The sequence below is a fragment of the Thalassospira tepidiphila MCCC 1A03514 genome, from assembly GCF_001662875.1.
GTDB classification, from domain to species: domain Bacteria; phylum Pseudomonadota; class Alphaproteobacteria; order Rhodospirillales; family Thalassospiraceae; genus Thalassospira; species Thalassospira tepidiphila.
The window spans coordinates 137,866-164,758 of record NZ_JPVZ01000001.1; the positions used below are offsets into that span (position 1 = coordinate 137,866).

Sequence of the window (26,893 nt, forward strand, 5' to 3'; positions counted from 1 at the left end):
TGGCAGTTCTCCGATGCGCCTTTCTTACTCGTCGTCATAGCGCGCCTTGAGATAGGACACCATCGGGAACAAGGCGGCCAGCAACGCGATCAAAAAGCCTAACCCACCTTCCTTATATCCCTTGCGCGACACAAAACAGCGCCAGAAGCGCGAGATGATTCGGCGGAAGTTGTGGGCGAAACTGCCAATCTTTCCGGTGGCCCGCAGGTCGGCAGCGCGTGCAGAGGTATAACTGTCAAATCGACGGATCATGTCTGAGATGTTGCGATCAACAAAATGAACCAACGCACCATTAAGCCGTGGACCTTTTTTACCGGTCAGCTCAAACGAGGGATGAACTCGCTCGTCCCCCCAGTTCTTGCACCCCTTGCGATAAAGCCGCCAGACAGCAGACGTCCCGAAGGATGCCCCCCATCCATAACGCACAAGACGCTTCCCGACATAATTGTCGACCGGGATCAAATATGAGTCGAACTTGTCCGAAAGAACCGCTTCAGGAATGGCCGCTGCCAGCTCTGCATTTATATGCTCGTCGGCATCAAGTTCGAATATCCAGTCACCACTTGCTTCGGCTATTGCGCGGTTGCGACGGTGGCCTTCAATGTCCCAGCTACCGACGACAGTTTTGACGCCAAAGCCCTTGGCGATTTCTTCGGTTCTGTCAGTACATTTATCGCAAATTACGACGATCTCGTCTGCAAAAGTCACTTTTTCAAGGCAGGAAGGAAGTCTTTCCTCCTCGTTATGAGCACAGATCACGACTGAAATACGCGGTTTTTTATCACTCATCGCCGATTTCCTGATTGCGATAGTCTTTAACCAATTGAATTGCCGCCGCGACAACTTTGGCAACCGGCAAGGTTTCCATCAAATTTTCTTTGGATAGGTAACTTTCACGGTTGGCCATGATTTTATCGAATGACCATTCCGTGCGCACCGTCCGTCCCCATTTCGAGCAAGGGCCATAATGTTCCTCACGCGACGGGCCAAAAAGCCCGAGTGTCGGTCGCGTAGAGGCAGCTGCCATGTGCATAAGGCCCGAGTCATTGCCAATATATAGATCGGCTTTTTTCAGACAGGCCATCACAGTTAAAAGATGCTCTGTTCCAAATATTTCTACGCGTCTATCGGGCGGAATACTCTCAATAACAGGCAAGGACGAATCACGTTCACTTGGCGCCCCGACCAGAAGCACACGCGCATTCTCAAGCACCGCACCGGGCTTGGTCAGTTCGGCAATTGTTTCTTCAAACCGTTCGGGATGCCAAGTCTTGCCAATCCAGTTCGCAGATGGTCCGACAGCCAACAACGGTTTGCCATCGTCAGGGATGAGCTCTTTCGCGCGCGCCTCATCCTCAGGACGGGTCCAAACAACTGGTAACGGTGCAGGTTCAACACCAATTAATTTTCCGAGCTGTTCAACACGGTGCAAATCATCATCATTACCCGGCAACACCACCCGCGTTTTGCCCGGCAACACATAAGCTGTCGCACTTCCGCGCAGGTCGACGATGATGTCCCACCAGTTCAGGACAACCGATTTCCAGAGCTTCCACCAATGGCCGCCGCGTTTTTGCTTTGGCATTTTGATGATGCGTTCGAGGTTTGGGACAGCTTCGAAAATCGGTGCTGCCACCGGGCCGCAGGCCACTGTCACGCGGATGCCGGGATAGGTTTCGACATAGTGGCGCAAAACCGATGTCGAAAGCACCGCATCGCCCAGACGGTTTGAGGTTATGAACAGCAGGCGCACGGCTTACAGTTTCTCCAGCTCGCCAGCGACATGGATCCATTCGCGGCGATCATTGCGCGCGGCTTCGGACTGGCTGGCAAAGAAGGAACGGTCGGTCAGAAGCTGCGTTGTGATATTTCCAAATGCGGCCTCGTCCGGAACGATATAGCCCGTCTTGCCATCCTCAACCCGGCTTTTGGCAATACCGCCATAGGACACAACCGGCGTTGCAGCCCCCAGCGCATCGACAATCCACTGCCCGACATGATCCGTGCCGTACTTGCCGTGGTGCAGGAACGCACGGGCATTGGCAACAGTTTCGGCCATGTCGGCCTCTGGTTTCGGATGATGGACCCGAACCCCCTTGTCGATGGCGGATCGCACCATATCAAGCAGGTCGTCCGACACGCTGTCATTTTCGCCTGCCATGGCGCTAAACAGGTCATAGGCATAGACTTCGAGGATCGCATTCGGTGCCTTGGGCGCGACATAGGTTTCCCAGATGCGAATGACCTGGGCGATCCCGGTCGAACTGTTGGCAACTGTAACGGCCAGTTCATCGCGCGATTCAAACGCCCAGTGCATGTTCGATGCCATGACAAAGGATGTTGTCGCACCGGGTTTGACCACGATCGGCTTTTTGGCAAGGTCTGCATCAAAGGCCTTTGCCTGCGCATCATCGGTAAAGATGACCTGAACTTTCTTTTCCTGCAGAACCAGACGCACATCATCGGCATTCAGTCGTGCCGGATCGCCATCGAACCAGAGTGCGACAGTCGCACCCTCGGGCACTGAAGCGTGGCTGAGCAATGCCGGATCACGCCAAACAATCACGGTATTGACCGCATCACCGCCAAAGGGCGGCAGTTCAGCTTCAAGCTGTCGCCAGGCAACGCCATGCATGTCCTTGTCGATGCCGCCATTGCGGCGCGCTTCGACCTTGTGACCACGGGCAACAAGGGACTCTGCCAAGGCAATGAAAGCGCGCTGGCATGTTCCGAGCGGACGGGCTTCGCGATCCTTGGGATCAAAGCCGATGGACTGATCAAGCATCAAGATTTTCATAAGTTTGGTTCTATCCGTTCGACGGCGTTTTATGAAGGGTTTTCTTATAGCTTACCCACCCTGCCTCCGCACAGACAGGTCTTGCGAAATTTGTGTGATTGCCCCACATTTCGCCCAAACAATTCCGATTTACCGGAGCCATAAATATCATGAGTGAGACTTTTTACGCCCTTTTACCGGATCGCGCCGTGATCCGTGTCAGCGGCCCGGACCGGGTCAGCTTTCTGCAAGGGCTGGTATCAAACAATATCGAAACCATTTCAGCCGAGAAATCCGGCTATGGCGCGCTTTTAACGCCGCAGGGCAAATTCCTGTTTGATTTCTTTGTCTATCATCAGGATGAAGACAGCCTGCTGATTGAATGCGAGCGCGGCGAGAATGGCGAGCGTGCGGCCGAACTGTTCAAGAAACTTCGCATGTATAAACTCCGCGCCAAGGCAGAACTATCTGATATCACCGACAGCTACGACGTCATTGCCGTTTTTGGCAAGGATGCGCTTTCCGCCCTGTCGCTGGATGCAACACCCGGTGCGACCGCACATATGGCAGACGGCATCAAGGCGGTTGATCCGCGTCTTGCAGAAATGGGGGCGCGTGTTCTGCTGCCGAAAAATGCACTGACCGAAATGGCGGCAATTGGTGCGGAGGAAAGCGATATCGAAACCTACCACCAGATGCGCGTCTCGCTTGGCATTCCCAATGGCAGCGAGGAACTGGAAATCGAGAAATCCATCCTGCTTGAAAATGGCTTTGAAGAGCTTGGCGGTGTGGATTTCAAAAAGGGCTGTTATATGGGTCAGGAGCTTACCGCCCGGACCAAATATCGCGGTCTTGTGCGCAAACGTCTGCTGCCCATCAAAATCGACGGCCCGGCGCCAGATGCCGGCACGCCGATCATGAATGGCGACAAGGAAGCGGGGATCATTCGATCTGTCCATGGAGACCATGGACTGGCAATGATCCGGCTTGAGCGGGTTGAGGGCGATGCAGAGCTCAGCGCAGGCGATGCAAAGATTACGGTTTCTGTTCCCGATTGGGTTCAGTTGCCGGAAAACGCAGCCTGATCTCAGCACCCGAAGTCAAATTTACGTTTCGAACGGGTCCCGCCTTGCGGGGCCCGTTTTCGTTAAAACCTGTTGCAACGCCGCAAAAGCCCCTATGTTAAAAGAAAAGCAAAACGGGAACTGCGATGAAACTGTGGAATTGGGTCCTTTCTGTCCGGGGCTTGATGGCCGCGCTTTGCGCGCTTGCCATGGTGCCTGCTATGGCCGGGGCACAGCAAGCTGCACCGGACCTGAGTGACGTGCCTGTTTCCGATATGTCGATTGCCGAGGCCGAAAAGGAAATGGCCACAATCACCGAGGCCTATAACCGCAAGGGTCATCAGATCAAACAGATGGCGCTTGGTACGCTGCTTCGATTTTATCCCCAGAAGATCGTGCCGTGTGGCGCGATTGTCACCAATGTTCGCGACTGTCTGGACAATCACTGGCCTGATCTTAAAAACTATCCTGGGCACTTTCTTGGACCGAATGAAAAACCGGCACTGAGGCCCTCAATCGAACAGGCCCGCATGACCGAGGAAAACTACCTCGATGCAGTTGAACGCCTGAACATGTTGCTGCGTGCCGTGCGCTATGAAAGTACGCTTGCGCCCGAAGAACGTTACCGTCCACAGCTTGATGCCGTGATTACCCACCTGACAGAGATGCGCGAGGCGGAATATCACAACCGCCTTCTTTACGAGAAGCTTTTCAAGATCGGCGGCATCATCTTGCTGCTTCTTGGTCTGTCGGTTGGCGGGATGCTGGTGATGAAACATCTTGCCCAGCGCAATGATCCGTCATCACCATCAGGCGAAAAATAACGGCAACGGGCATCCCGTTGCCGTTATTATCATCATTCGCAAACTGAGTTCACATGCTGCGATTACTTGCCAAGCACGGCCTGTGCAGCGGCAAGGCGCGCAATCGGCACGCGGTACGGCGAACAGGACACGTAATCAAGTCCCTGTGCCTCGCAAAACGCGATGGATGCCGGGTCGCCACCATGTTCACCACAAATGCCAAGCTTGATGTCCGCGCGAGTCGCACGACCGCGTTCGGCGGCAATGCTGACCAGTTCGCCAACCCCTTCCTGATCAAGCGATACGAACGGATCACCGGCAAAGATATCCTTGGAGATATAAGTATCAAGGAAGCGCGATGCGTCGTCACGTGACAGACCAAACGTGGTCTGGGTGAGGTCGTTGGTGCCAAAGCTGAAGAATTCGGCTTCTTCGGCGATTTCACCCGCCCGAAGTGCCGCACGCGGCAATTCGATCATGGTGCCAACCAGATATTTCAGCTTGGCACCCTTTTCGTCTTCGACCTGGGCGGCAACCTTGATGATCGCGGCTTTGAGGATTTCGAGTTCCTTCTTGCCGACAATCAACGGGATCATGATTTCCGGAATGACCGGATCGCCACCATCCTTGGAAACCTCGATCGCGGCTTCGAAAATGGCGCGTGCCTGCATTTCATAGATTTCCGGATAGCTGATGCCCAAACGGCACCCGCGATGGCCCAGCATCGGGTTGGCTTCGGCAAGATCAAGCAAGCGGCGCTTGACGATGGCTTCTGACACACCGGCAGCCTTGGCCACATCGGCGATTTCGGCATCGCCATGCGGCAGGAATTCATGAAGCGGCGGATCGAGCAAACGAATGGTAACCGGAAGCCCCTTCATGATGCGGAACAGGTCGATAAAGTCCTGACGCTGATAGGGAAGAAGCTTTGCCAGTGCAGCACGGCGGCCCTTCTCGGTTTCGGCCAGGATCATTTCGCGCATTGAGACAATGCGTTCCGGATCAAAGAACATGTGTTCTGTGCGGCAAAGACCGATGCCCTCTGCCCCGAAACCACGTGCGGTTTCGGCTTCTTCCGGGGTTTCGGCGTTGGTACGGATTTTAAGGCGACGCAAGGCATCGGCCCATTCCATCAGCTGCGAGAAATCACCGGAAAGATCGGGCTTCAGGGTCGCAACTTCACCCAGCATGACTTCGCCCGTGGCGCCATCAAGGGTGATGACGTCCCCTTCTTTCAGGGTCACGCCGCCAGACATCATGGTCTTGTTGGCATAATCGATCTTGACCGCACCTGCACCGCAAACACATGGTGTGCCCATGCCGCGTGCAACCACGGCGGCATGGCTGGTCATGCCACCGCGTGATGTCAGAATACCCTGCGCGGCATGCATGCCGGCAATATCTTCGGGGCTGGTTTCGATACGCACCAGTACAACCTTGCGGCCCTTGCCCGCCCATTCCTCGGCGGCCTCGGCAGAAAAGACGATCTGGCCCGATGCCGCCCCCGGCGACGCCGGAAGGCCCATGCCGACGACCTTGCGATCTGCTTCGGGGTCAAGGGTCGGGTGCAGCAACTGATCAAGCTGTGCGGGATCGACGCGTCTGATCGCATCTTCCTGGGAAATCACACCATCGCGGCACATTTCAACTGCGATCCGCAATGCGGCCTTTGCCGTGCGTTTGCCCGCACGGGTCTGGAGCATGTAAAGCTTGCCGGATTCAACGGTGAATTCCATGTCCTGCATGTCGCGGTAATGGGATTCAAGCTTTTCGCGGATATCGCAAAGTTCCTTGAAGACAACCGGCATGGCCGCTTCCATCGAAATCAGGTCCGAACCGGATTCCTGTTTTTCAATTTCGGTCAGCGGGGCCGGTGTGCGAATACCGGCAACCACATCTTCGCCCTGCGCATTGATCAGGTACTCGCCATAGAACCGGTCTTCACCGGTCGACGGGTTGCGCGAGAAGCAAACACCAGTAGCGCAGTCATCGCCCATATTGCCAAAGACCATCGCCTGTACGTTAACCGCCGTGCCCCAGCTGGCCGGGATATTGTGCAAGCGGCGATAGGTGTTGGCACGCGCGTTCATCCAGCTGCCAAACACGGCACCAATCGCGCCCCACAGCTGTTCGCGCGGATCTTGCGGGAAGGGTTCACCGAGTTCGGTTTTGACTTTTTTCTTGAACGCCTCGACGACTTCGGCCCAGTCGTCTGCACCCATATCGGTATCAAGGCTGACACCCTTGTCTTCCTTGACGGTCTCAAGGATGTCTTCGAAGTGATAGTGATCAACGCCCAGCACGACGTCGCCATACATCTGAATGAAACGGCGGTAGCTGTCATAAGCAAATCGACGGTCGCCTGACACTGTTGCCAAGCCTTCGACCGTCTCGTCATTGAGGCCAAGGTTCAGCACCGTGTCCATCATGCCCGGCATGGATGCGCGGGCGCCGGAACGAACAGAAACTAAAAGCGGGTCCTTGGCATCGCCGAACTTGCGACCAACAAGCTTTTCGACAGACGCCAGTGCGGTTTCGACCTCGGCATTCAGACCATCGGGATAGGCGCGGTCATTGTCATAAAATGCCGTGCAAACTTCGGTTGTAATCGTAAAGCCGGGCGGGACAGGAAGTCCGAGATTGCACATCTCGGCAAGGTTGGCCCCCTTGCCGCCCAGAAGTTCACGCATATCCGAACGGCCCTCGGCGCTACCGCCACCGAAACCGTAAACCCATTTGGTCATCTTGCCTTTTCCTCATCTGGTCGAGGCCCCGATGGGCCTCCCCGGATGGGGAAAGCCCCGCAACCTTGACCTGTTTTATGATTCGATTTTCGAGAAGTCGGCAATATCGTTCAACGCTGTGCGAATTTGTGCCAACAGCTTCAAGCGGTTGGCACGTTCGTCAGCATTGTCGCTATTGACCGTAACCTTTTCGAAGAATGCATCGACCGGTTCACGCAACCGCGCAAATTCGGTCATTGCCGCGGCATAGTCCTCGTCACGCAGAAGTGGCAAGGCCTTATGCCGGACATCAATGAGCGCCTCATACAGCTTGCGTTCTTCTTCCTGGCTCAGAAGATCGGCGGAAACGTCCGCTTTATAGGACGTATCGTCCTTTTTCTCTTCGATGCGCAGGATGTTTGACGCACGCTTGTATCCGGCCATCAGGTTGACGCCGCTTTCGCCAGAGACAAAATCGGAAAGCGCTTCAACACGGGCCAACAGGCGGACAAGATCGTCCTCGCCATCCAGGGCAAACACGGCCGACACCAGATCATGGCGCACACCCTGTTCACGCAGATGGACTTTCAGGCGGTCTGCAAAGAAGGCCAGAAGGTCTTCAACCGCCTCGTCACGACGAATATTTGCCGGGTACTGGGAAACCGCGAATGCGAACAGACGCCGCAGCGGCAAACGCAATCCGTTTTCCAGAACCAGACGAATGACACCCAGTGCCGCACGACGCAAGGCAAACGGGTCTTTTGAACCGGTCGGCTTTTCATCAATCGCAAAGAACCCGGCAAGGGTATCAAGTTTCTCAGCCAAGGCGAGTGCCACCGAAACCGGTGCGGTCGGGCACATGTCCGACGGGCCGGCCGGTGCGTAATGCTCGGCAATGGCGTTGGCGACTTCCGGGGCTTCGCCGTCATTTTCGGCGTAGTATTTCCCCATCAGTCCTTGCAGTTCGGTGAATTCAAACACCATCTGCGACACCAGATCGGCCTTGCCGATTTCTGCGGCGCGGTCGGCCAGTTTGACATCGCACCCCGGAATTTCCGCAGATACTTCACGCGCCAGACCGCGCAGGCGCAGAACGCGCTCTGCCAGCGACCCAAGCTTGGCATGGAAGACGATGTTATCAAGTTTCGGCAGACGCGATTGCAGCGTCACTTTCCGATCCTGATCCCAGAAGAACTTGGCATCATGCAGACGTGCGCGCAAAACACGCTCGTTCCCGGCGATGATTTTTGCGTTATTGTCTGCGGTAACCATGTTTGAAACCGTGATGAAGCGCGCGGCAAGCTTGCCCGCCTTGTCTTCAACCACGAAATATTTCTGATGTTCACGCATGGAGGTTTCAAGAACCTCGCGCGGGATATCCATGAACTGGTCATCAACCTTGCCCATGACCGGAACCGGCCATTCGACCAGACCACAGACTTCTTCCAGAAGACCATTGTCTTCCAGAAGTTCAAAGCCCTCGGACGCGGCAAGTTTCTTGGCACCATCAAGGATGACCTGCTTGCGCTCTTCACGGTCAAGCATGACCTTGGCCGCGCGCAGCTTTTCCTTGTACTCGGCCGCGTTCGATACGCTGAATTCAGCCGGAGCCAGAAAACGATGGCCACGGGTGGTATCGCCTGCGGTGACCGGACCATAACTGACCGGAATAACCTTGCCGTCAAACAAGCAAAGAATGCGGTCAAGCTGACGCACCCAACGGATTTTCTGATCTGCCCAGCGCATGGATTTCGGCCAGGGCAGTTTGTTCATGGCATCTTCGATGATGTCCTTGATGACCTCGGACGCAGCACGGCCTTTCTGTTCGACAATGGCAAACAGGAAGACCCCCTTGGGCGTTTCGCGCTTTTCACACTGATCAAGGGTCACACCATTGCCGGCCAAAAAGCCATTGATGGCCTTTTCCGGGGCATCGGCACGTGGACCACGGCGTTCTTCGCGCAGGTCAGGCTGTTTTTCCGGCAGACCATCGACAATCAGGGTCAGGCGACGCGGGGTTACCAGTGCTTCGACCTTGTCAAACCCGAGGTCGGCGGCCTTCAGGCCATCGGTGACCAGTTTGGTCAGGTCTTCGGCCGCACGCGCCTGCATGCGGGCCGGGATTTCTTCGGAGAACAGTTCAAGAAGTAATTCGGCCATGACTTATGCCTCCTCGTTCAGATGGCCGCGCGACCGCAGCCACGCTTCGCAGCAGGATTTCGACATGTCACGAACACGGCCAATATAGGCCGCACGTTCGGTCACGGAAATCACACCGCGCGCATCAAGGAGGTTAAACAGATGGGATGCCTTCATGGCCTGCTCATAGGCCGGCAGGGCCAGACCACGTTCGATATTCACAGCACACTCGGCCTGAGCATCCTTGAAGTGCTGGAACAGCATTTCAGTGTTTGCGACTTCAAAGTTATAGGTCGACTGTTCTTTTTCATTCTGAAGGAACACGTCGCCATAGGTCACGCCATTGCCGTTGTAATCAAGGTCGTAAACGTTTTCGACGCCCTGAATATACATCGCCAAACGTTCCAGACCATAGGTCAGCTCGACCGGGACCGGGTTACATTCAAAACCACCGACTTGCTGGAAATAGGTGAACTGGGTGACTTCCATACCGTCAAGCCACACTTCCCAGCCAAGGCCCCATGCGCCCAATGTCGGGCTTTCCCAGTCATCCTCGACAAAACGGATGTCGTGGGCCATCGGGTCAATGCCCAGATGTTTCAGCGAGCCAAGATACAGATCCTGCGAATTGGCCGGTGACGGCTTCATCAGCACCTGGAACTGGTAATAGTGTTGCAGACGGTTCGGGTTCTCGCCGTAGCGACCATCGGTCGGGCGACGGGACGGCTGCACATAGGCTGCATTCCAGGTTTCCGGACCAAGCGCGCGCAGGGTTGTCGCGGTGTGGAAGGTACCGGCACCGACTTCCAAGTCATAAGGCTGCAGGATGACACATCCCTGATCGGCCCAATAGCTTTGCAGTCGAAGAATGATTTCCTGGAATGAAGGGGGACGTTGCGACCCGTCGAGCGCCATGGCGCGAACTCTCTATTACTGTTGTCTATGAACCAGAGCATGGAGCGTTAAATCTGTTCCACTTTGCCGGAGGCATCCTTTTGCCCAGCAAGGAAACGTCCGTAAAGCGTAGCGGCGCTACGGTCAAGGACGTTGACGCTGCGGGGCGGAAGGATGTTCCGGCCCGCAGGGTTTGTTTTTGGCGACGTCTTGCAGCGTTACACCGCTTGAACGATGCTCCGCATCGCCCTGCACAGTGTGCCTTGCCAGACGGCACGCCAAAAACAAACAAAGTGGAGCAGATTTAACGCACCATGCTCTTGGGCGGCAAGCTACCGCCCTGCCCCCGCGCGGTCAAGAAGGCAAAAGCCCTGAGACGCGCTGAATTTGCAACCCTTGTATCCCGCCCTTCGCGATCATGCCGCATTGCAGCAACATAGATCATCGATTATCGGGAAAAATCCAAGCCAAATTCGTGCGGATTGCCCCAAAGTCGAATGCCGCAAAGGCGATCTGATCGGAGCCCCGATTTTGTCGTTAAAAAGGCTTACGTATCGCAGCGATGTGCATTGCCTTCGGCATGGTAAACGCCGCAATGCGGGCATTTTTCAAGCTCGTGGGCAATCGGCTTGGTTTGCTTTTTCTTTTCCTGGCCGGTTTGTTTGGGCTGTTCGTTACTTGAAACCTGTTTGCCGCGATTAAACAGCTTGAAGCCTTGCCAGACGACAACGATGATCAGCGCGGTGAAGAGGATTTTCGAAAAACTCAGCATATCAGGTCCCAAAGCACGGATTTATCTGCGACATCTGTCGCAGGCATGTCGCTGTTATATTGAAGTTTGACCGATTTAGAAACCGGGCAATGCCATAGGGTTGCGCAAAAGGGTATTGGTTTGCGGCAAATAGGCCCCGCCTTCATCGTGCAAAACGATCCCGCGCCGCATGGTTAATGGCGATGCAACGCCTTTACGCGCCGAGACGATCACACGCAAGGGCGCCTCGGCATCCGCCTTGCTCCAGATCGGATAAACCGTCATGTCACCGGCCCGTCCATGCAACAGACCAATGATCCGGTCCAAATGGTCCGCACGATGCACAAGCGTGATCCGTCCCTTTTGCCGCACCATCTTAAGACAAAAGGCAATCCAGTCCTTGAGGTCTGCAGTACCTTCCTGATGGGCCTTGGCGCGGCTTTCATTGCTGGGCCGCGTGCCCCCGGCATAATAGGGCGGGTTGGAAATGACCTGATCAAAGCTTTCAGCCACCAGCGGCAGGCTACCATCATTGATGTCGCCATGAATTGGGGTCACACGCCCCGCCAGATCATTTTCCATCACGTTGCGGCAAAACAGCGCATACAGATCGTCTTGCAGCTCGACACCGGTCACCTTCGCCGTTTCCAGACGACGGGCAACGCAAAGCCCGGCCGTACCGACAGCCGCACCGACATCAAGGACCTTTTCATCACGACGGGAATTGATCGAAACCGATGCCGCCAGCAACACAGCATCCACCGCCGCCCGATAGCCGTCGACCGGCTGCTTGAGCACCACCGATCCGCCAAGAAGAAAATCATGGCTGATCCGTTCTTCGGGGAAGTCGGGCACTTCAATGCGTGTGGCTGCATTCACCATCGATTGTCCTGATCTGTCGTTCTGATCTGATTGCCCTGTTACTCGGACGTCATCGCGTCCGACGCATCACGCTTTGCGTTATGCTCATCCAATTCGCGTCTGGCAACATCAAGAACGTATTTCGCACGACTTTCCGCATCACCATCCACCATCAGACGCCGTGGCAAGGCACCGATGGACCCCTCGATAATACTGGCGTGATAGTCAAAGATATGGCTGTCGATGCCCTCATCGGCCAGAACAGCCTGTGCCCAGCTCAGTTCGATGGGATCGTTACTGCGAAAAAGTTCGATCATCTGCATTTTCCTTCAAACTGTGATCTGGTTTTGCGTACGTACTGAAATAAGAAGAAATCCAAAAAACGATAATATCTCTATAATGTAGGGGCTTGCGATCATGGTTTACAAAACACTCTGCAAGAAACCCTGAATTATCTGTGGTTCAAGCTTGATCTGAACCGCATTTGTCCACTTGACCACAACAGCTTGGCCTATCTATGTTGAGGCCGCCTGCTGTTATTTGCAATCTTCGCCCACGCAGGCAGCGAAGATGCCATTTGAGAAGTCGGAATACAGCGTGACCAATACCGCACCGCAGCCAAAGACTCAGCCGAGCCTTGATTCACTGGTCAACCTCGTTGATGGCGACATGAAGCGCGTCAATCAGGTGATCATCGACAACATGCACAGCGAAGTCGCCCTGATTCCGCAATTGGCCACCCATCTTGTCGCGGCCGGCGGCAAACGCATGCGCCCGATGCTGACACTGGCATCGGCACGGCTTTGCGGGTATGGCGATGGACCGCATGCAGTGGACCTTGCGGCCTGCGTTGAATTCATTCATACCGCGACCCTTCTGCACGATGATGTCGTCGATGAAAGCCAGCTGCGCCGTGGCCAAGCATCGGCCAACGCCCTGTTTGGCAACGAAGCCAGCGTTCTGGTCGGTGATTTCCTGTTTGCGCGCGCCTTTGTTGTGATGGTCAAAACCGGGTCGCTGCGCGTTCTTGATATTCTGGCACAGGCATCTGCCGTCATTGCCGAGGGCGAAGTTCTTCAACTTTCGACCGCCAATGACATGAGCACCTCTGAAGAGGCCTATCTCGAAGTGATCACCGCCAAGACCGCTGCCCTGTTTGGCGCGGCATCCCAGATTGGTGCGGTGATTGCCGAACGTTCGGCCGAGGATGAAGAAGCGCTTCGCCTGTATGGCATTTACCTTGGCACGGCCTTCCAGCTGATTGACGATGTTCTGGATTATTCCGCCCATCAGGCAACCCTTGGCAAAACCGTTGGCGATGATTTCCGCGACGGCAAGGTGACGCTTCCTGTAATCATTGCGTACGCCAATGGCGATGAAGACGAAAAGGCCTTCTGGCGTCGTTGCATGGAAGATCAGGACTTCCAGGACGGCGATCTTGACCGTGCGCAAACACTGATCCGCAAATATGATGCACTAGATGCATCGATGGACCGCGCCCGCGAATTCGGTGAAAAGGCGATTGCAACCCTGTCCCGCTTTGACGACGGCGCGATCAAGGATGCAATGGTCGAGGCAGTCGAATTCTGCATTTCGCGGCCATACTAATCGATATTCCCTTTGCGCATGCCGGGGTCACACCCGGACGGCGCAAAAATATCTTGCGTCGCCTGCGATAAACCATTATCACCCGGCTTCGCAGAATGACGGAGCGTAGCTCAGCCTGGTAGAGCACTGTCTTCGGGAGGCAGGGGTCGGAGGTTCGAATCCTCTCGCTCCGACCATCATTCAAAGGCCCTGAAACGTTTATGCGTTTCAGGGCCTTTTGCGTTTCAGTCAAAGAAGTGTCGCGCCCTCATCACCTGCAGAGGCAGGATTTTCAATCGCTTGTTAAACTGCCCGTCCCGCGCACGCCTACACTGACATTTTTTCCGCCAAAACGACCGGTTTATGCTTGATCCACGCCAAAAGAAGGGATAAACCTCCGCCCACTGACGGAGCGTAGCTCAGCCTGGTAGAGCACTGTCTTCGGGAGGCAGGGCTCGGAGGTTCGAATCCTCTCGCTCCGACCATCAGTCGGGCGGTCTTTCATTGAAAGGCCGCCCGTTTTCGTTTTCAAACGATTTCTTCCCCTGTGTTACGTCGAAATGACGCCATCTGCTGCATTTGCAATATCGCAAGACAGCATCGTTCGCCTGAATTGCAGCAACAATCACCCGGACATGCCCCTAGCGTAACACAGAATCCCGGGCACGAATCACCCCACAATAATTAGGGTGATAAAACCAAAATCCCCTAAGCCGCGACGATCATGCAGCTTTTTGACGCGGAATTTTCAAACGGCATGAATGAACGCCAAATGCGCATTCCCGTGCGGAATTCCTGCTTTCCACGCCTGACACGAAGTTTTCTTTTTGCACTGCAAAAGGATATTTTCTTTCGCAAACGGTGAAACAAACTTGCTCATACTTGCGAAATACGCTTATGCTTCGCCCTGCAACATAAAAATCGGGGAGAATACCACCCAATAATAAAAGCAAAAGGTGGTGGTCGGCCTCACGTGGTATTACCAATTTCGGACTTCTTAGGGAGGAAGACGAATGACTTTTTCTAAAATGCTTAAATCCGCAACTTGTGCGGCCGTTCTTGCTGCGGTCGCGGTTGCGGCAGTACCTTCTGATGCGGATGCCCAGGATCGCGTTCGCTGGAAAATGGGCTCGACCTATCCGGGCAGCCTGACCCAGCTTGGTACGCTTGGCAAACGCGTCGACGAGAAGATCGACCAAGTTTCTGGCGGCAATATCAACATCAAATTCTATGAGCCGGGCGCACTTGTGCCGGCACTGGAAGTTTTCGATGCGGTTTCGACCGGCTCGATTGATGCCGCCTTCTCCACCCCGGGTTACTGGGCAGGTAAGGTTCCGGCCCTTCAGCTTTTCGGTGCCGTTCCGTTCGGCCCGCAGGCAGGTGAATATCTGGCATGGGTCAAGTTTGGCGGCGGCCAGGAAATCTTTGACAAGCTTTATGCCGAACATGGCATCAAATCGCTGTTCTGTGGCCTGATCGCACCGGAAGCATCTGGTTGGTTCTCCAAGGAGATCAATTCGCCGGAAGACCTTAAGGGTCTGAAAATGCGCTTCTTCGGTCTTGGCGCGAAAGTGATGGAAAAACTTGGTGTTTCCACCCAGCTTTTGGCAGGTGGCGACATCTATCCGGCACTTGAACTTGGCACGATTGACGCGACCGAGTTCTCCATGCCGGCGATTGACTTGAAACTCGGCTTCCACCAGGTCGCGAAGTACTACTACTTCCCGGGTTGGCACCAGCAGTCGACCCTGTTCGATCTGATGATGAACAAGGAAAAATGGGATGCGCTTTCCGATACCCAGCGTGCCCAGATCGAGTCCGTCTGTAATGACAACCTTGCATATGGCTTTGCAGAAGGTGAAGCGATCCAGTTCGACGCCCTGAAAGAACTTCAGGAAAAAGGCGTGAACATCAAGAAATGGTCGCCGGAAATGCTCGATGCCATGCGTGGTGCCTGGGAAGAAGTCGCAGCCGAGCTTTCAGCTGAAGATGCGAACTTCAAAATGGCTTATGAAAGCCTCCAGAGCTTCCGCGAAAACTACAAGATCTGGAAAGACATCGGTTATCTCGATTAATCCAACAGGTCTGAACGACTGTTAAGTCAGTCGACAAAAACAAGTCTCGGCAAGGCCGGGTGCTCCGTGCCCCGGCCTTGACCGCGATAAGAAGACCCGGGAGACCTTCTATGGAAGCGCTACTGAAATTTAGTGACATCATCGATGCCATCGTGACCCGCGTGGGAAAGTGGGCAAGCCTGCTTGCGATACCATTGATGATCGTCATCCTGTACGACGTGATCCAACGTAAATTCGGCGGTCAGGGATCTATCAAGCTCCAGGAGCTTGAATGGCACCTGCATACCGGCCTGTTCATGTTGTGTTTCGGCTTCGCCTATATTCGCGATGCACATGTTCGTATCGAACTTATCCGCGACAACCTTCGCCCCCGCACCCGCGCGATTGTCGAGATGATCGGCGGCATCATTTGCGTGCTGCCATTCTGTGCTTTGGTGCTGTATTTCGGGTTTGATTTTGTCGCCCGTTCCTTTGAAAGCGGCGAAGTATCGGCTTCAACAACGGGTCTGACCCATCGCTGGATCATCAAATCAACCATTCCCATCGGCTTTGGCCTTCTCGCCATGGCGGGGCTTTCGATTTTCCTGAAATGCTTCGTCTATGTCTTTGGCCCGACCAACCTGCACAAGCGCGCAGGCTATTACGTCGGGACCCACCATCTTGAAGAACTTGGCACTGCCAAGATCAAAGACTGAGCGGAACGGGGATAATTCCAAATGGATAACTTCTATATCGAAGACTGGTTTCCGCTGTTCATGTTTGCCTCGCTCGGCATTCTTGTCTTCACGGGACTTCCGGTTGCTTTCGTCATTTCCGGCATCGGGATCGCCTTTGGCTTTCTGGGCATGGCCTATGACGTTTTCTCGTTTATTGAATTTTTCAATATCGTTTCACGTATCTGGGGCGGCATCTCCGAAAACATGGTGATGGTTGCCGTGCCGATGTTCATTTACATGGGCACGATGCTTGAAAAAAGTGGTGTTGCAGAAGACCTTCTGGAATGCCTCAACATGCTACTGCGCAAAGTGCCGGGCGGTCTTGCACTGTCGGTAACCTTAATGGGCACCATCATGGCGGCAACCACCGGTATTATTGGCGCATCGGTTGTGATGATGACCTTGCTGGCGCTGCCGGTGATGATGCGTCGTAATTATGATCCGTCGCTGGCCACCGGGACAATTGCGGCATCGGGGACGCTGGGTATTCTGATCCCGCCATCAATCATGCTGGTTCTGATGTCCGACCTTTTGTCGGTATCGGTTGGTAACCTGTTCCTGGCAGCGATCATTCCGGGTCTGCTCCTTGCAAGCTTGTACACGGTCTATATCTTTGTACGCTGTCAGTTGAACCCGTCGCTTGCGCCGCCGCTTCCAGAAGGCGAAGCCGTACACGGTAAAGACCTTGTCATGATGATGCTGCGCAGCTTCTTGCCACCGGTCTTCCTGATTGTTCTGGTTCTGGGTTCGATCTTTGCTGGTTTTGCCACCCCGACCGAGGCCGCAGGCGTTGGTGCGGTTGGTGCGACCTTCCTGGCACTGGTCAAGGGGCGCCTGAAATGGCCGGTCCTTAAGGATGTCTGCGAACGGTCTGCACTGACCGGCGCGATGCTGTTCTTCCTGTTTGCCGGTGCGACGGTGTTTTCCTATGTGTTCCGTTCGCTGGGCGGCGATGATCTGGTGATTGACCTTGTCGAAGGTGCCGGTCTTGGTCCATGGGGCATCTTGCTTCTGCTGATGCTGATCGTCTTTATCCTTGGCTTCTTCTTTGACTGGGTCGAGATCACCCTGATTGTTCTGCCGATCTTTGCACCGGTCATTGCCCAGCTTGATTTTGGGCATCACCTTGATATCGGCGGCCTCGAAGCCACCGAGGCACAGGTTCTGACCTGGTTTGCGGTCCTTGTGGCGGTGAACCTGCAAACAAGCTTCTTAACGCCACCGTTTGGGTTTGCCCTATTCTATCTCAAGGGTGTGGCGCCGAAATCCATCACCATCCAGCAGATCTACAAAGGCATCATTCCCTTCGTACTTCTGCAGGTTCTGGGTCTTATCCTCGTGATGTACTTCCCGGAACTGGCCTTGTGGATGCCCAATACGCTGCTTGAATAGTGTGGCGTTTGGATAGGAACTGACAAAGGGCGCTGTCGGCATGGCAGCGCCCTTTTTGTTTGCGCAACGAAGGCCGAAAAGAAAACCGCCCGGATTACACATCGGGCGGTTTTGACTGCAAGATCATCGTGCTGACAGGCGAGATCAGTGATGCAACGCCCGTTCACCCGGAAGCTGCAACATACGGCCCATCAGGTAATCGACGTCGTCTGAATCGAACTCGACCCCAAGATCACCGTACTGGGTCAGGACCCGTTCGATCATCCGGCGCGAATAGCGTTCCTTGTCATGTTCTTCACCGTCAAAGGAAGTTTCGCGGGCAACTTCAATCGCCGCACGAACACCGGGGAAGAAATGTTCTGGCATGCCGGCCTTGTTATAGATCGCTTCAAGGCCGAACGGACCACTGTCATGAATAAGAATACGGGTATTGATCAACGAGACACCGGCACGTTTCGCCAAGGCGGCCTCGAAGAAGGATACATCGCCCATGCAAAGTGCGCGCAGGATCAAACCGCTGGTCAGACGCTTGTTATTATAAAGATGTTCGACAAGCAGTTCGACATCGCGTTCCTCGACACCATCCCCAAGAAGCCCGATGGTCGCGCTTTCCTGCGACTGGGTCATCACGGCGTTAACGATCCCTTCGGGGATGTGGCCGCGTGAAATCAGTTGCGAACGCATCCGTTCGGACACCAGTGTCACCATGCGTTCAGCAATCGTGATCGGCAAATGATTGCGTTCGATCATCGGTTTCTGGATGCGTTCATTGTCGCCGAAATCATCAACGACCTTTTGCAGGGAAACCTCGCTGATTTCGGCACCCTGGTTTGACATCAGGTCGACCATCACGTCTTCATGGCCGATATCGACCAGCGTTGCCGAAACGACTTCGGACACATATGACCGTGAGGCGATCGCACGCTGCTTTTCGACACTGTCGGCATTATCGCCAATGATATCGACAAGGTCGTCGTCATTGAGAACTTCGGAAAATTCAAGAACCGGAAGCGCGACTTCGTCGACATCGCGGGCCAGCGTCGCGGCAACGTCGTGTGGCACCAAAGGCGTCTGGGCAAGGTTTTTGGCAAGCGCCTTGCGCACGCGGACTTCCGCGTCACGGATCATCAGACGGAAAATATCTTCGGCCAGAACACGTTCGCTGTCAGTCAGGGTCTCGGTCGTGAATTCACGACTGATCTTGTCTGCCGTGTCCGCGCGATTTTCCCCTGACGGGTCCTGAACCAGCTTGCTCAGATCTTCTTTGGTGATACGTGGCAATAGATATCTCCTGGCACGCTTCTGATATGGCTGCCAAATTTCTGCGCAACATTATACTTCTGGCAGGAATTCGACAAACATATTTTCCTTAGTTGGGGCACAAGGTCCTGATTTTCAACCATCCTGTTGATCAATTGTCGAACCGGGACATTCCGCGTCCCTGATGGATTTCATCAAACCTTCTGCCACAATGGCAAAAACACACTATTTCAGTCTTAGGCCTTACACCAGCAATCAGAAGCATCTGAAATCTGGCAAATTTCGACAGCTCAGTCCAAAAATTGACTAAACTCAAATTTTTCACCATCACACTATGATAGATCTGGTTACCAGTTTTTGAAGATCAAGCGATCTTGTACTTGTTCGACGCATAACAATATTCCGCGTTGACCTTGCGTTTACCCACAGGTGCGCCAGAAAGTGGTGCATTGTCCCGATCACCGGGAACATCGAACTAAGAGAGAGGCTCAATAATGACGTTTTCGCGCAAACTGGTTCTCGTTGCCAGCTCCATCGCCTTCCTGTCTGCCGCCCCTGCGATTGCTGGTGATGCGGAGAAAGGTGAAAAACTTTTCAAGCGCTGTGCTGCTTGCCACAGCCTTGATGCTGGTGTGAACAAGGTTGGCCCAAGCCTTGCGGGTTCGTTCGGTCGTGAATGCGGTACGGTTGAAGGTTTCAAATACGGCAAGGGTTATCTTGCTGCCTGCGAAAAAGGCTTTGTTGCTGACGAAGCGTTCCTGACCGATTACCTCAAGGATCCGTCCGCGAAACTGAGCGAAATCGCAGGTTCCAAGGAGCGTTCCAAAATGGCGTTCAAACTCAACAAAGATGAAGATGTTGCCGACATCATCGAGTTCCTGAAAGCTCAGTAACACTTTCACGATCTCGCAATACGAAATGGCCGGAGCAAACTGCCCCGGCCATTTTTGTTATTTGCACTCTGTTTACAATCTCTGGCGATGCGTCCTGGGTATTGCAGATACCTGTTGCGCAGGCACCCTATGCCGCCTCGCGCCGACGCAGAAGTTCTTCGCCAACCGCACGCATCTGCTCCACCGTTGCGACATCCAGGGTCGCGGTGACTTCAAGATCACGATCTTCATAGACGTCACGGTCAGGGTGTTTTTGCGCCCAGTCTGCAACGGTCTGATCGCGTTCGCGGATCAGCTGTTCAATCTGTGGCCGGAAAAGCACCATCATGCCCGACACCCACCGATTGACCGGCCAGGAGGGCTGGGCATGGTCGATGACAAAACCATCAAGCATGCCGATGACGTCTTCGGCGTCATACCAGACTTCGCCGGTGACCCAACGGTTGGTGGTAAACAATCTCTGGCAAAAGCCAAACTCATCCATCGAGAACGCGATCAGGTGCGAAAGTGCGTCGTTCGGTCCCTCGGGATAGGCAAAGCCTTCGATCTGTTTGGGTTTGCAGCCATCGGGCATGCCGCGCAGGCGCATGAATGTATGGAAGTGTCCGTGCTCGTCCCAGTCCCGGCGTTCTTCCTTGGGATGGGCATGATAATAGAACTGCGCATGTGACTGGCGATCATAGACATCGCCCTCGGGGTAGTGGTTCCATTCATAGAACGTCCCCGACCCCTTGATCAGTTCACCGACGATGTTATCGCCCGTCGCCGTCAGAACGCGGTGACATTCCATAACATCGCGTCCCGCGGCCAACATCTTTTCAAGCTTATCTGTCGGGATAGACGCCAAATCGAGTTTGTCTTCAGTCATTTCTTTACCAACATCGTTGCGATCCACCCGTTATTCCGTTTGCACAGAATAAGGCGGTTTGCGACCGATCACGCCAATAAACCCCTTTCAACAGTTAGTGATTTGATGGCGCTTTGCAACAATCGTCTCGGACGATCAGTGATCGCGCATTACCCGAAAACCAATCAGGATGTGCTTGAGATATTCCGGGCGGGCGTGACGGGCGGCCGGGCGACAAACCCCGCACCCGCGATCATCCCATGATCCGCCTTTAACCGTGCGATAGCCTGGCTGAGAAGACGAAGACGTCCATTCAAACACCTGCCCGACACCGTCAAGCACACCATATGGCCCGGCTTCGAACTGGCCGACCGGCATGGTATCAAACGGCCCGCTATCGGCACTGTTCAAGCGGCTTGCATCGAAAATATTTCCCCAAGGGTAGAACGTACCATCCGGGCCGCGCGTCGCCTTTTCCCAATAGAGCTCGTCGGGCAAGTGCCAGCTTTCACCCGTCTTTTCGCTCAGCCAACGGGTATAGGCGTTGGCATCCTGCCACGACACCAGAACGACCGGATGATTGCCACGCCCGCGCGGGGGGCGACCATCGTTCCAAAGGAACGGCACGATGGTGTCATAGTTATAAATCAGCCCCTGACGTTCCCAGTCTTCCTGGCTGATCGTTGGTGCGGGATGGCCGGTTTCTTCGACAAAAACCGCATACTGATCATTGGTTACCGGCGTTTTGCCGATATCATAACCCAAAAGATGGACGCGCCATTTATCGGCTTCGAGATCATACCAACGGTTACGACGGCTGATGTCATGGCCATAGACCTGCTCGTCAATCTGATAGGCATATTGCCGTTCGACTGAATCGGATCCCTGCCAGAACCAGCCAGACGGAATGTCGACCGTCTCGGGAATTCCATTACCTGCCGCCTCTGCGTTTCCCGCAAGGCCAACAACGCACGCAACAGCGCAGAACTTCCAGATTTCTGCGATACGATCCCCGACTATCATACAAACTTCCGTCCTGATGGGCGGTGGGGCTCACGCTTTATTCAAACGAAACCCCAACTTAAGCCCCCTTTATAACTGCCCCCAAGATGCTGAACTTTTGTCGCACTTTCAATCGGTTTGACAGGTTTCAACCGGTATTTCTGACATGCATTTTATCTAATGGGCTTCTAATCAATTGTAGGCAAACACCTTTTTGAACACGACGGTCTCACACAACAGTGAAACCATGTGACGCCGCTTCGGTGAAGAATTGGATCATAGTGCGCTTACCGATGGGCGATGGAACGCCCCGGATTGAACTTACCGGATCTTCAGAGAGGCACGACATGACCAAGAAATCCATGACTTTCGCACAAAAGGCACTCATCCCGGCGATGGCAATCGGCACCAGCCTTGCCATGGCAACACCGATGGCGATGGCCGACCCGCTTCCGGCCCCAACCGCCGAAGTGGCAAGTTGCGCACCGTGCAGCCCATGTGCAGCCAATCCTTGTGCCGCGAACCCTTGCGCTGCGAACCCTTGCGCTGCGAACCCGTGTGCAGCCAAAAAAGTGGTTAACCCGTGCAGCCCGTGCGCGGCAAACCCGTGCGCAGCTAATCCATGTGCTGCGAAAAACCCGTGTGCGGCCAATCCATGTGCTGCGAACCCGTGCGCAGCAAAGTGATGATTTGATCCGTCCCAACGACAACGGGGGCGATGCAGTTGCATCGCCCCCGTTTTCTATTCAAGCAGAAAGGCCTTCAAAGCCTACTCGCGAACAACCATCACCGAGCAATCGGCATGGCGCACAACGCGCGCGGCATTCGGCCCCAGAAGGTAATCCTTCAGTTCCGGACGGTGGGATCCGATCACGATCAGGTCGCAATCGGTTTTCTTCGCGATCTGAAGGATGACCTCGTAAACCGTTCCCTGGCCCACGATGTGCTGCACCTTGATGTCTGACGGAATATGTTCAGCGACAAATTGGTGGAGACGTTCGTTATAAGCTTCAAGAACCTTGGTTTCGTAACCCTTCGGGAAGAATTGACCAACCATCGACATTCCAACCGAGGGCACCACGGTCAGAACATGCAGGCGCGCGCCAAAGCTTTGCGCCTGCTTGATCGCAACCGGTACGGCCTTCTTCCAGGAAGACTCATGATCAAGATCTACTGTGACCAGAATATCCTTGTACATGTTCAATCTCCCAGTCAGGCCGTACCAAGCGCGTCTTCACTGCGCTTGCGTCGGCGTTGAAGAACAATAATCCCACCCAGCAACAGGAAGGCCGGGATAAAGAAGACTTCCTTGGCCGGACGATCAGCCTCGACCTTTACCGCGGTGATTTCAAAGTCGAAATCAAGACCGGCTTTCTCGGCCGGACCAGCAAAGACCAGATCGTCGATATAGATACGACCATCCTCATTCCGGATACCGATACCGGCGTGATAAAGGCGATCCTCACCCGCGCCTGCCGGACCAAGCGGCAGCATCACGGATTTGGAAACCTCATCCCCTTCGATGCTGATGCCTTCGACATCCAGAAGGATGTTGGATTCAGGCGGCATGTTGGCAGCATCTTCGACGATGGTTGTCGCCGGCAGGTTTTCATAAGGCGGCGCAATCATGTCGAGCCAGAAACCCGGACGGAACAAGGTGAATGCGATCAACAGCAGTGCCGCACTTTCCCACAGCTTGGACCGGGCAAAGAAATACCCCTGCGTCGCTGCGGCAAAGACCAGCATGGCGATTGTCGAAACAATGATCACCATCACCACATCCAGCGGATGATCCAGACCGATCATCAGAAGTTGCGTGTTGAACAGGAACAAGAACGGCAGGACGGCTGTGCGCATCGAATAGAAGAATGCGACCAGACCCGTCTTCATCGGATCAGCCCCCGATACGGCGGCTGCGGCAAAGGATGCCAAACCGACCGGCGGGGTCACATCGGCCATGATACCGAAATAGAAGACGAACAGGTGAACCGCAATTAACGGCACGATCAGTCCGTTTGCCGCGCCAAGTTCGACAATCACCGGTGCCATCAGGCTCGAAACCACGATGTAGTTTGCCGTGGTAGGAAGCCCCATGCCAAGGATCAGGCTGATCACGGCGGTGAAGATCAGGATCAGCATCAAATTGCCGCCCGAAATCAGTTCGACGAATTCAACCATCACCTGACCGATACCGGTCAGCGAAACCGTGCCAACGATGATCCCGGCAGCGGCAGTTGCCACACCGATACCGATCATGTTGCGGGCACCGGTGGCAAAACCGTCAATCACGTCGATCAAGCCAAGCTTAAGATCGTTGGAGACATTACGGCTTTTGCGGAAGATGCCCTTGGCCGCATGCTGGGTCAGCATGATGAAGATCATCAGAACCGTTGCCCAGAAGGCCGACAGCCCCGGTGATTTCAATTCGATCATCAGGAACCAGACCAGAACCACAACCGGCAGCAGATAATGCAGACCAGCCTTGGCGGTTTCACCCAAAGCCGGCAACTCGACCACCGGCTGGTTGGGATCATCCATTTCAAGGTCGGGATATCTTGCCGCGTAATAAAGCCCTGCCAGATAGATCGCAGCGCACTCGAGTGCGACAATCCAACCAACGGCATCACCAAATAGCTGCTTCTGGAAGACAATGGCGTAGTAAACCAGCCCCGAAAGCACGACGAGTGACAGCACGAACAGAAGCGATCTGATCAGCGTTTGACCAAGGGTCGAGGTCACCCGTTTCGGCAGGCCCTTCATGTTCGCCTTAAGTGCCTCAAGGTGAACAATGTAGATCAGCGCGATATAGGAAATCGTGGCTGGCAGGAAGGCATGCTTGATGACTTCCGGGTACGGAATGCCGACATATTCCACCATCAGGAAGGCCGCAGCCCCCATCACAGGCGGCATGATCTGACCATTGACCGAGGATGCGACTTCCACCGCACCGGCCTTCTCGCCCGAGAAACCAACGCGCTTCATCAGCGGAATGGTAAAGGTACCGGTCGTCACAACGTTGGCAATCGAGGACCCGGAAATCAGGCCGGTCATCGCCGATGACAAAACAGCGGCCTTTGCCGGGCCACCGCGCATGTGACCGAGGGCGGCAAATGCAACCTTAATGAAATAGTTGCCGGCCCCCGCCTTATCGAGAAGCGAGCCAAACAGGACAAACAGAAACACAAAGCTGGTTGATACGCCAAGCGCGATACCAAACACGCCCTCGGTGGTGATCCACTGATGCGACATCGCCTTGGAGAAGCTTGCACCGCTCCATTGCAGAACGTCGGGCACCCACGGTGCATTGCCAAAGAAGACATATGCCAGGAACACCATCGCAACGATCATCAAGGGCGGGCCAAGTGCGCGACGGGTTGCCTCAAGCAACATGACAAGGCCAACGCCAGCCGCAACAAGGTCGCCCGTCGTCGGAAGCCCGGGACGATCCGAGATTTCACGATAGAAAATGTAAATATAGGCCGCGCAAAACGCGCCAACCGCCGCCAGCACCCAATCCATAATCGGGATATAACTGCGCGGCGAATTCTTGAAGGCCGGATAGGCCATAAAGGCCAGGAAAATTGCAAAAGCGAGATGGATCGACCGTGCCTCGGTCGAGTTCAAAACGCCGAAATTAAAGATAAATGGCAATGGCGAGGCCAGCCAAAGCTGGAACAGTGACCATGCAACCGCAAGCCACAGTAATATTTTCGCCGTCAAACCACTTGGCTGACGGGCCCCTGTATCATTTTCCGCAATCAGGTCCTGCAGCCCCTGATCGACGGACACATTTTCCGTATTCTTGTCGTCAGTCATCACAAACTCCCGGTCACTACGAAAGCCATTTGAACTGGGGGTCCAGAAACAAAAAGCCTCCGTCGACACACACCCGGTCCCCTACGGAGTACTCCAACACCTAAATGACGGTGTTCATTTTCTTCAATTTTTGTGAGCAAACCCGTCGGGCGCAAAAGAAAAACGGAGGGCGATAAACGCCCTCCGTCCCAAGCCTGATTACATCAGGCCAGCTTCTTTGTAGTACTGAGCTGCGCCGTCATGCAGCGGAGCCGACAGGCCGTCCTTGATCATTTCTTCTTTTTTCAGGACTTCAAATGCCGGATGCAGCTTTTTGAAGTCGTCGAAGTTTTCAAAGACTGCTTTGACAACGTTGTAGACGATGTCGGCATCGGTGTTGGTCGAGGACACAAAGGTCGCACCGACACCAAAGGTAACAACATCATCCGGGTTACCACGGTACATGCCGCCCGGGATGGTGGCTGCACGGTAGTAGGGGTTGTCAGCGATCAGCTTTTCAATTTCCGGGCCAGCAACTTCAACCAGAACCGAATCACAGGCAGTGGTTGCTTCCTGGATCGAACCGGACGGATGACCAACGGTGTAGATCATCGCGTCGATCTTGTTGTCGCAAAGCGCCTGGGACTGCTCAGCCGGCTTCAGTTCGGATGCCAGCGAGAAGTCATCAAGGGTCCAGCCTTTGGCAGCAAGAACGATGTCCATGGTGCCGCGCTGACCGGAACCCGGGTTACCGATGTTCACGCGCTTGCCTTTGAGGTCGTCAAAGGTCTTGATGCCGGCATCTGCACGGGCAACAACGGTGAACGGCTCCGGATGGACGGAGAATACAGCGCGCAGGTCTTCGAACGGACCCTGGTCTTCGAATTTCGAAGTCCCGTTATAGGCATGGTACTGCCAGTCAGACTGGGCAACACCCATGTCCAGCTCGCCGGTACGAATGGTGTTGATGTTGTAGACCGAACCACCCGTGGATTCGACCGAGCAACGAATGCCGTGCTCTTTGCGATCCTTGTTGACCAGACGGCAGATCGCGCCACCGGTCGGATAGTACACACCAGTCACACCACCGGTACCGATGGTGATGAAACGGTTTTCCTGTGCCGAGGCCTGACCGGCAAACAGCGAGGCGCCAGCAATCGCAGCGACTGCACCCGCTACAGCGATAAGTTTTTTCATTAGGATTCGCTCCCTTTTTACACCCTATTATCAGGCATTCAAATGTTCGACATCGAACAACTGAATCAAACGGAAACATCAGAAAAATCAGATGTTTCGACGATGGGGATTATAGTGT

23 protein-coding genes and 2 tRNA genes are annotated in these 26,893 nt (G+C 54.5%); 9 read left to right on the top strand and 16 right to left on the bottom strand.

The annotated features are described in order from the left end of the window. Positions 1–24: 24 nt before the first annotated feature. The 3 genes from TH4_RS00670 to TH4_RS00680 form a co-directional block, all read right to left on the bottom strand. Entirely contained in the window at positions 25–789 is a 765-nt protein-coding gene (locus tag TH4_RS00670; protein WP_064779546.1) for a glycosyltransferase family 2 protein, read from the bottom strand. Further along, complete coding sequence (locus TH4_RS00675; protein ID WP_245227659.1) at positions 782–1,636, bottom strand: glycosyltransferase family 9 protein; 855 nt, start codon at positions 1,634–1,636, stop codon at positions 782–784. The genes TH4_RS00670 and TH4_RS00675 overlap by 8 nt, the downstream gene beginning before the upstream one ends. Before the next feature lie 120 nt (positions 1,637–1,756). Beyond that, entirely contained in the window at positions 1,757–2,797 is a 1,041-nt protein-coding gene (locus TH4_RS00680; protein ID WP_064779548.1) for a glycosyltransferase, read from the bottom strand. A gap of 149 nt (positions 2,798–2,946) precedes the next feature. Between TH4_RS00680 and ygfZ the strand changes: the two genes are divergently transcribed. Both ygfZ and TH4_RS00690 read left to right on the top strand, forming a co-directional pair. Beyond that, positions 2,947–3,861: a CAF17-like 4Fe-4S cluster assembly/insertion protein YgfZ gene (gene ygfZ, locus TH4_RS00685; RefSeq protein ID WP_064779549.1), complete on the top strand. Its 915-nt coding sequence runs from the start codon at positions 2,947–2,949 to the stop codon at positions 3,859–3,861. Positions 3,862–3,986: 125 nt separating this feature from the next. Continuing rightward, positions 3,987–4,664: a hypothetical protein gene (locus TH4_RS00690; protein WP_157097681.1), complete on the top strand. Its 678-nt coding sequence runs from the start codon at positions 3,987–3,989 to the stop codon at positions 4,662–4,664. A gap of 62 nt (positions 4,665–4,726) precedes the next feature. Here TH4_RS00690 and ppdK read toward each other — a convergent pair whose 3' ends face one another. From ppdK to TH4_RS00720, 6 genes are all read right to left on the bottom strand, one after another. Further along, positions 4,727–7,387 carry a pyruvate, phosphate dikinase gene (gene ppdK / locus TH4_RS00695; RefSeq protein WP_064779551.1) on the bottom strand — a complete coding sequence of 887 codons (2,661 nt, stop codon included), beginning with the start codon at positions 7,385–7,387 and terminating at the stop codon, positions 4,727–4,729. A 75-nt stretch (positions 7,388–7,462) separates the two neighbouring features. Then, a complete protein-coding gene (gene glyS / locus TH4_RS00700) occupies positions 7,463–9,526 on the bottom strand; it encodes a glycine--tRNA ligase subunit beta (protein ID WP_064779552.1) in 2,064 nt (687 codons plus the stop codon). Between the two features lie 3 nt (positions 9,527–9,529). Then, positions 9,530–10,420 carry a glycine--tRNA ligase subunit alpha gene (locus TH4_RS00705; RefSeq protein WP_064779553.1) on the bottom strand — a complete coding sequence of 297 codons (891 nt, stop codon included), beginning with the start codon at positions 10,418–10,420 and terminating at the stop codon, positions 9,530–9,532. Between the two features lie 526 nt (positions 10,421–10,946). Further along, positions 10,947–11,171, bottom strand: coding sequence for a hypothetical protein (locus TH4_RS00710; RefSeq protein WP_064779554.1), 225 nt, complete (start codon positions 11,169–11,171; stop codon positions 10,947–10,949). A 75-nt stretch (positions 11,172–11,246) separates the two neighbouring features. Continuing rightward, complete coding sequence (locus TH4_RS00715; protein WP_064779555.1) at positions 11,247–12,032, bottom strand: tRNA1(Val) (adenine(37)-N6)-methyltransferase; 786 nt, start codon at positions 12,030–12,032, stop codon at positions 11,247–11,249. Between the two features lie 38 nt (positions 12,033–12,070). Next, positions 12,071–12,328 carry a putative signal transducing protein gene (locus tag TH4_RS00720; RefSeq protein WP_064779976.1) on the bottom strand — a complete coding sequence of 86 codons (258 nt, stop codon included), beginning with the start codon at positions 12,326–12,328 and terminating at the stop codon, positions 12,071–12,073. Between the two features lie 253 nt (positions 12,329–12,581). Between TH4_RS00720 and TH4_RS00725 the strand changes: the two genes are divergently transcribed. From TH4_RS00725 to TH4_RS00750, 6 genes are all read left to right on the top strand, one after another. Continuing rightward, positions 12,582–13,619 carry a polyprenyl synthetase family protein gene (locus TH4_RS00725; RefSeq protein ID WP_157097682.1) on the top strand — a complete coding sequence of 346 codons (1,038 nt, stop codon included), beginning with the start codon at positions 12,582–12,584 and terminating at the stop codon, positions 13,617–13,619. A gap of 99 nt (positions 13,620–13,718) precedes the next feature. After that, a tRNA-Pro gene (locus TH4_RS00730) sits at positions 13,719–13,795 on the top strand. A gap of 211 nt (positions 13,796–14,006) precedes the next feature. Continuing rightward, positions 14,007–14,083: transfer RNA gene (locus TH4_RS00735), tRNA-Pro, on the top strand. 528 nt (positions 14,084–14,611) lie between these two features. Next, a complete protein-coding gene (locus TH4_RS00740; protein WP_174713873.1) occupies positions 14,612–15,673 on the top strand; it encodes a TRAP transporter substrate-binding protein in 1,062 nt (353 codons plus the stop codon). A 110-nt stretch (positions 15,674–15,783) separates the two neighbouring features. Then, a complete protein-coding gene (locus TH4_RS00745; protein WP_008889658.1) occupies positions 15,784–16,368 on the top strand; it encodes a TRAP transporter small permease subunit in 585 nt (194 codons plus the stop codon). Positions 16,369–16,389: 21 nt separating this feature from the next. Continuing rightward, positions 16,390–17,781 (top strand): TRAP transporter large permease, encoded by a 1,392-nt coding sequence (locus TH4_RS00750; RefSeq protein WP_064779556.1) that lies wholly within the window; start codon positions 16,390–16,392, stop codon positions 17,779–17,781. A gap of 144 nt (positions 17,782–17,925) precedes the next feature. Here TH4_RS00750 and spbR read toward each other — a convergent pair whose 3' ends face one another. Continuing rightward, positions 17,926–19,062: a SpbR family protein gene (gene spbR, locus TH4_RS00755; protein WP_008889656.1), complete on the bottom strand. Its 1,137-nt coding sequence runs from the start codon at positions 19,060–19,062 to the stop codon at positions 17,926–17,928. 473 nt (positions 19,063–19,535) lie between these two features. Here spbR and TH4_RS00760 point away from each other — a divergent pair, with 473 nt between their 5' ends. Next, positions 19,536–19,934 carry a c-type cytochrome gene (locus TH4_RS00760; protein WP_064779557.1) on the top strand — a complete coding sequence of 133 codons (399 nt, stop codon included), beginning with the start codon at positions 19,536–19,538 and terminating at the stop codon, positions 19,932–19,934. A gap of 127 nt (positions 19,935–20,061) precedes the next feature. On the opposite strand, the gene TH4_RS00765 is transcribed toward TH4_RS00760, so the two are convergent. The 6 genes from TH4_RS00765 to TH4_RS00790 all read right to left on the bottom strand — a co-directional run bounded on the left by TH4_RS00765 (position 20,062) and on the right by TH4_RS00790 (position 26,775). Beyond that, positions 20,062–20,802 carry a DUF6969 family protein gene (locus tag TH4_RS00765; RefSeq protein WP_064779978.1) on the bottom strand — a complete coding sequence of 247 codons (741 nt, stop codon included), beginning with the start codon at positions 20,800–20,802 and terminating at the stop codon, positions 20,062–20,064. A 135-nt stretch (positions 20,803–20,937) separates the two neighbouring features. Then, the gene (locus TH4_RS00770; RefSeq protein ID WP_063088883.1) at positions 20,938–21,804 is read right to left on the bottom strand and encodes a formylglycine-generating enzyme family protein; all 867 of its coding nucleotides are present in this window, start codon (positions 21,802–21,804) and stop codon (positions 20,938–20,940) included. A 208-nt stretch (positions 21,805–22,012) separates the two neighbouring features. Then, positions 22,013–22,513, bottom strand: coding sequence for a hypothetical protein (locus TH4_RS20580; RefSeq protein ID WP_064779558.1), 501 nt, complete (start codon positions 22,511–22,513; stop codon positions 22,013–22,015). Positions 22,514–22,552: 39 nt separating this feature from the next. After that, positions 22,553–22,981, bottom strand: a complete 429-nt coding sequence (locus TH4_RS00780) for a universal stress protein (RefSeq protein WP_064779559.1) — start codon at positions 22,979–22,981, stop codon at positions 22,553–22,555. Positions 22,982–22,995: 14 nt separating this feature from the next. Further along, the gene (locus tag TH4_RS00785) at positions 22,996–25,599 is read right to left on the bottom strand and encodes a TRAP transporter permease (protein WP_008889650.1); all 2,604 of its coding nucleotides are present in this window, start codon (positions 25,597–25,599) and stop codon (positions 22,996–22,998) included. 198 nt (positions 25,600–25,797) lie between these two features. Next, positions 25,798–26,775 carry a TAXI family TRAP transporter solute-binding subunit gene (locus tag TH4_RS00790; RefSeq protein WP_008889649.1) on the bottom strand — a complete coding sequence of 326 codons (978 nt, stop codon included), beginning with the start codon at positions 26,773–26,775 and terminating at the stop codon, positions 25,798–25,800. Positions 26,776–26,893 lie beyond the last annotated feature (118 nt).

Excerpts from the sequence above, each read along its gene's own strand:
- TH4_RS00670 (WP_064779546.1), bottom strand. The coding sequence starts at position 789 with ATGAGTGATAAAAAACCGCGTATTTCAGTCGTGATCTGTGCTCATAAC.
- TH4_RS00680 (WP_064779548.1), bottom strand. The coding sequence starts at position 2,797 with ATGAAAATCTTGATGCTTGATCAGTCCATCGGCTTTGATCCCAAGGAT.
- ygfZ (WP_064779549.1), top strand. The coding sequence starts at position 2,947 with ATGAGTGAGACTTTTTACGCCCTTTTACCGGATCGCGCCGTGATCCGT.
- TH4_RS00690 (WP_157097681.1), top strand. The coding sequence starts at position 3,987 with ATGAAACTGTGGAATTGGGTCCTTTCTGTCCGGGGCTTGATGGCCGCG.
- ppdK (WP_064779551.1), bottom strand. The coding sequence starts at position 7,387 with ATGACCAAATGGGTTTACGGTTTCGGTGGCGGTAGCGCCGAGGGCCGT.
- glyS (WP_064779552.1), bottom strand. The coding sequence starts at position 9,526 with ATGGCCGAATTACTTCTTGAACTGTTCTCCGAAGAAATCCCGGCCCGC.
- TH4_RS00705 (WP_064779553.1), bottom strand. The coding sequence starts at position 10,420 with ATGGCGCTCGACGGGTCGCAACGTCCCCCTTCATTCCAGGAAATCATT.
- TH4_RS00710 (WP_064779554.1), bottom strand. The coding sequence starts at position 11,171 with ATGCTGAGTTTTTCGAAAATCCTCTTCACCGCGCTGATCATCGTTGTC.
- TH4_RS00715 (WP_064779555.1), bottom strand. The coding sequence starts at position 12,032 with ATGGTGAATGCAGCCACACGCATTGAAGTGCCCGACTTCCCCGAAGAA.
- TH4_RS00720 (WP_064779976.1), bottom strand. The coding sequence starts at position 12,328 with ATGATCGAACTTTTTCGCAGTAACGATCCCATCGAACTGAGCTGGGCA.
- TH4_RS00725 (WP_157097682.1), top strand. The coding sequence starts at position 12,582 with ATGCCATTTGAGAAGTCGGAATACAGCGTGACCAATACCGCACCGCAG.
- TH4_RS00740 (WP_174713873.1), top strand. The coding sequence starts at position 14,612 with ATGACTTTTTCTAAAATGCTTAAATCCGCAACTTGTGCGGCCGTTCTT.
- TH4_RS00745 (WP_008889658.1), top strand. The coding sequence starts at position 15,784 with ATGGAAGCGCTACTGAAATTTAGTGACATCATCGATGCCATCGTGACC.
- TH4_RS00750 (WP_064779556.1), top strand. The coding sequence starts at position 16,390 with ATGGATAACTTCTATATCGAAGACTGGTTTCCGCTGTTCATGTTTGCC.
- TH4_RS00760 (WP_064779557.1), top strand. The coding sequence starts at position 19,536 with ATGACGTTTTCGCGCAAACTGGTTCTCGTTGCCAGCTCCATCGCCTTC.
- TH4_RS00765 (WP_064779978.1), bottom strand. The coding sequence starts at position 20,802 with ATGACTGAAGACAAACTCGATTTGGCGTCTATCCCGACAGATAAGCTT.
- TH4_RS00770 (WP_063088883.1), bottom strand. The coding sequence starts at position 21,804 with ATGATAGTCGGGGATCGTATCGCAGAAATCTGGAAGTTCTGCGCTGTT.
- TH4_RS20580 (WP_064779558.1), bottom strand. The coding sequence starts at position 22,513 with ATGCAACTGCATCGCCCCCGTTGTCGTTGGGACGGATCAAATCATCAC.
- TH4_RS00780 (WP_064779559.1), bottom strand. The coding sequence starts at position 22,981 with ATGTACAAGGATATTCTGGTCACAGTAGATCTTGATCATGAGTCTTCC.
- TH4_RS00785 (WP_008889650.1), bottom strand. The coding sequence starts at position 25,599 with ATGACTGACGACAAGAATACGGAAAATGTGTCCGTCGATCAGGGGCTG.
- TH4_RS00790 (WP_008889649.1), bottom strand. The coding sequence starts at position 26,775 with ATGAAAAAACTTATCGCTGTAGCGGGTGCAGTCGCTGCGATTGCTGGC.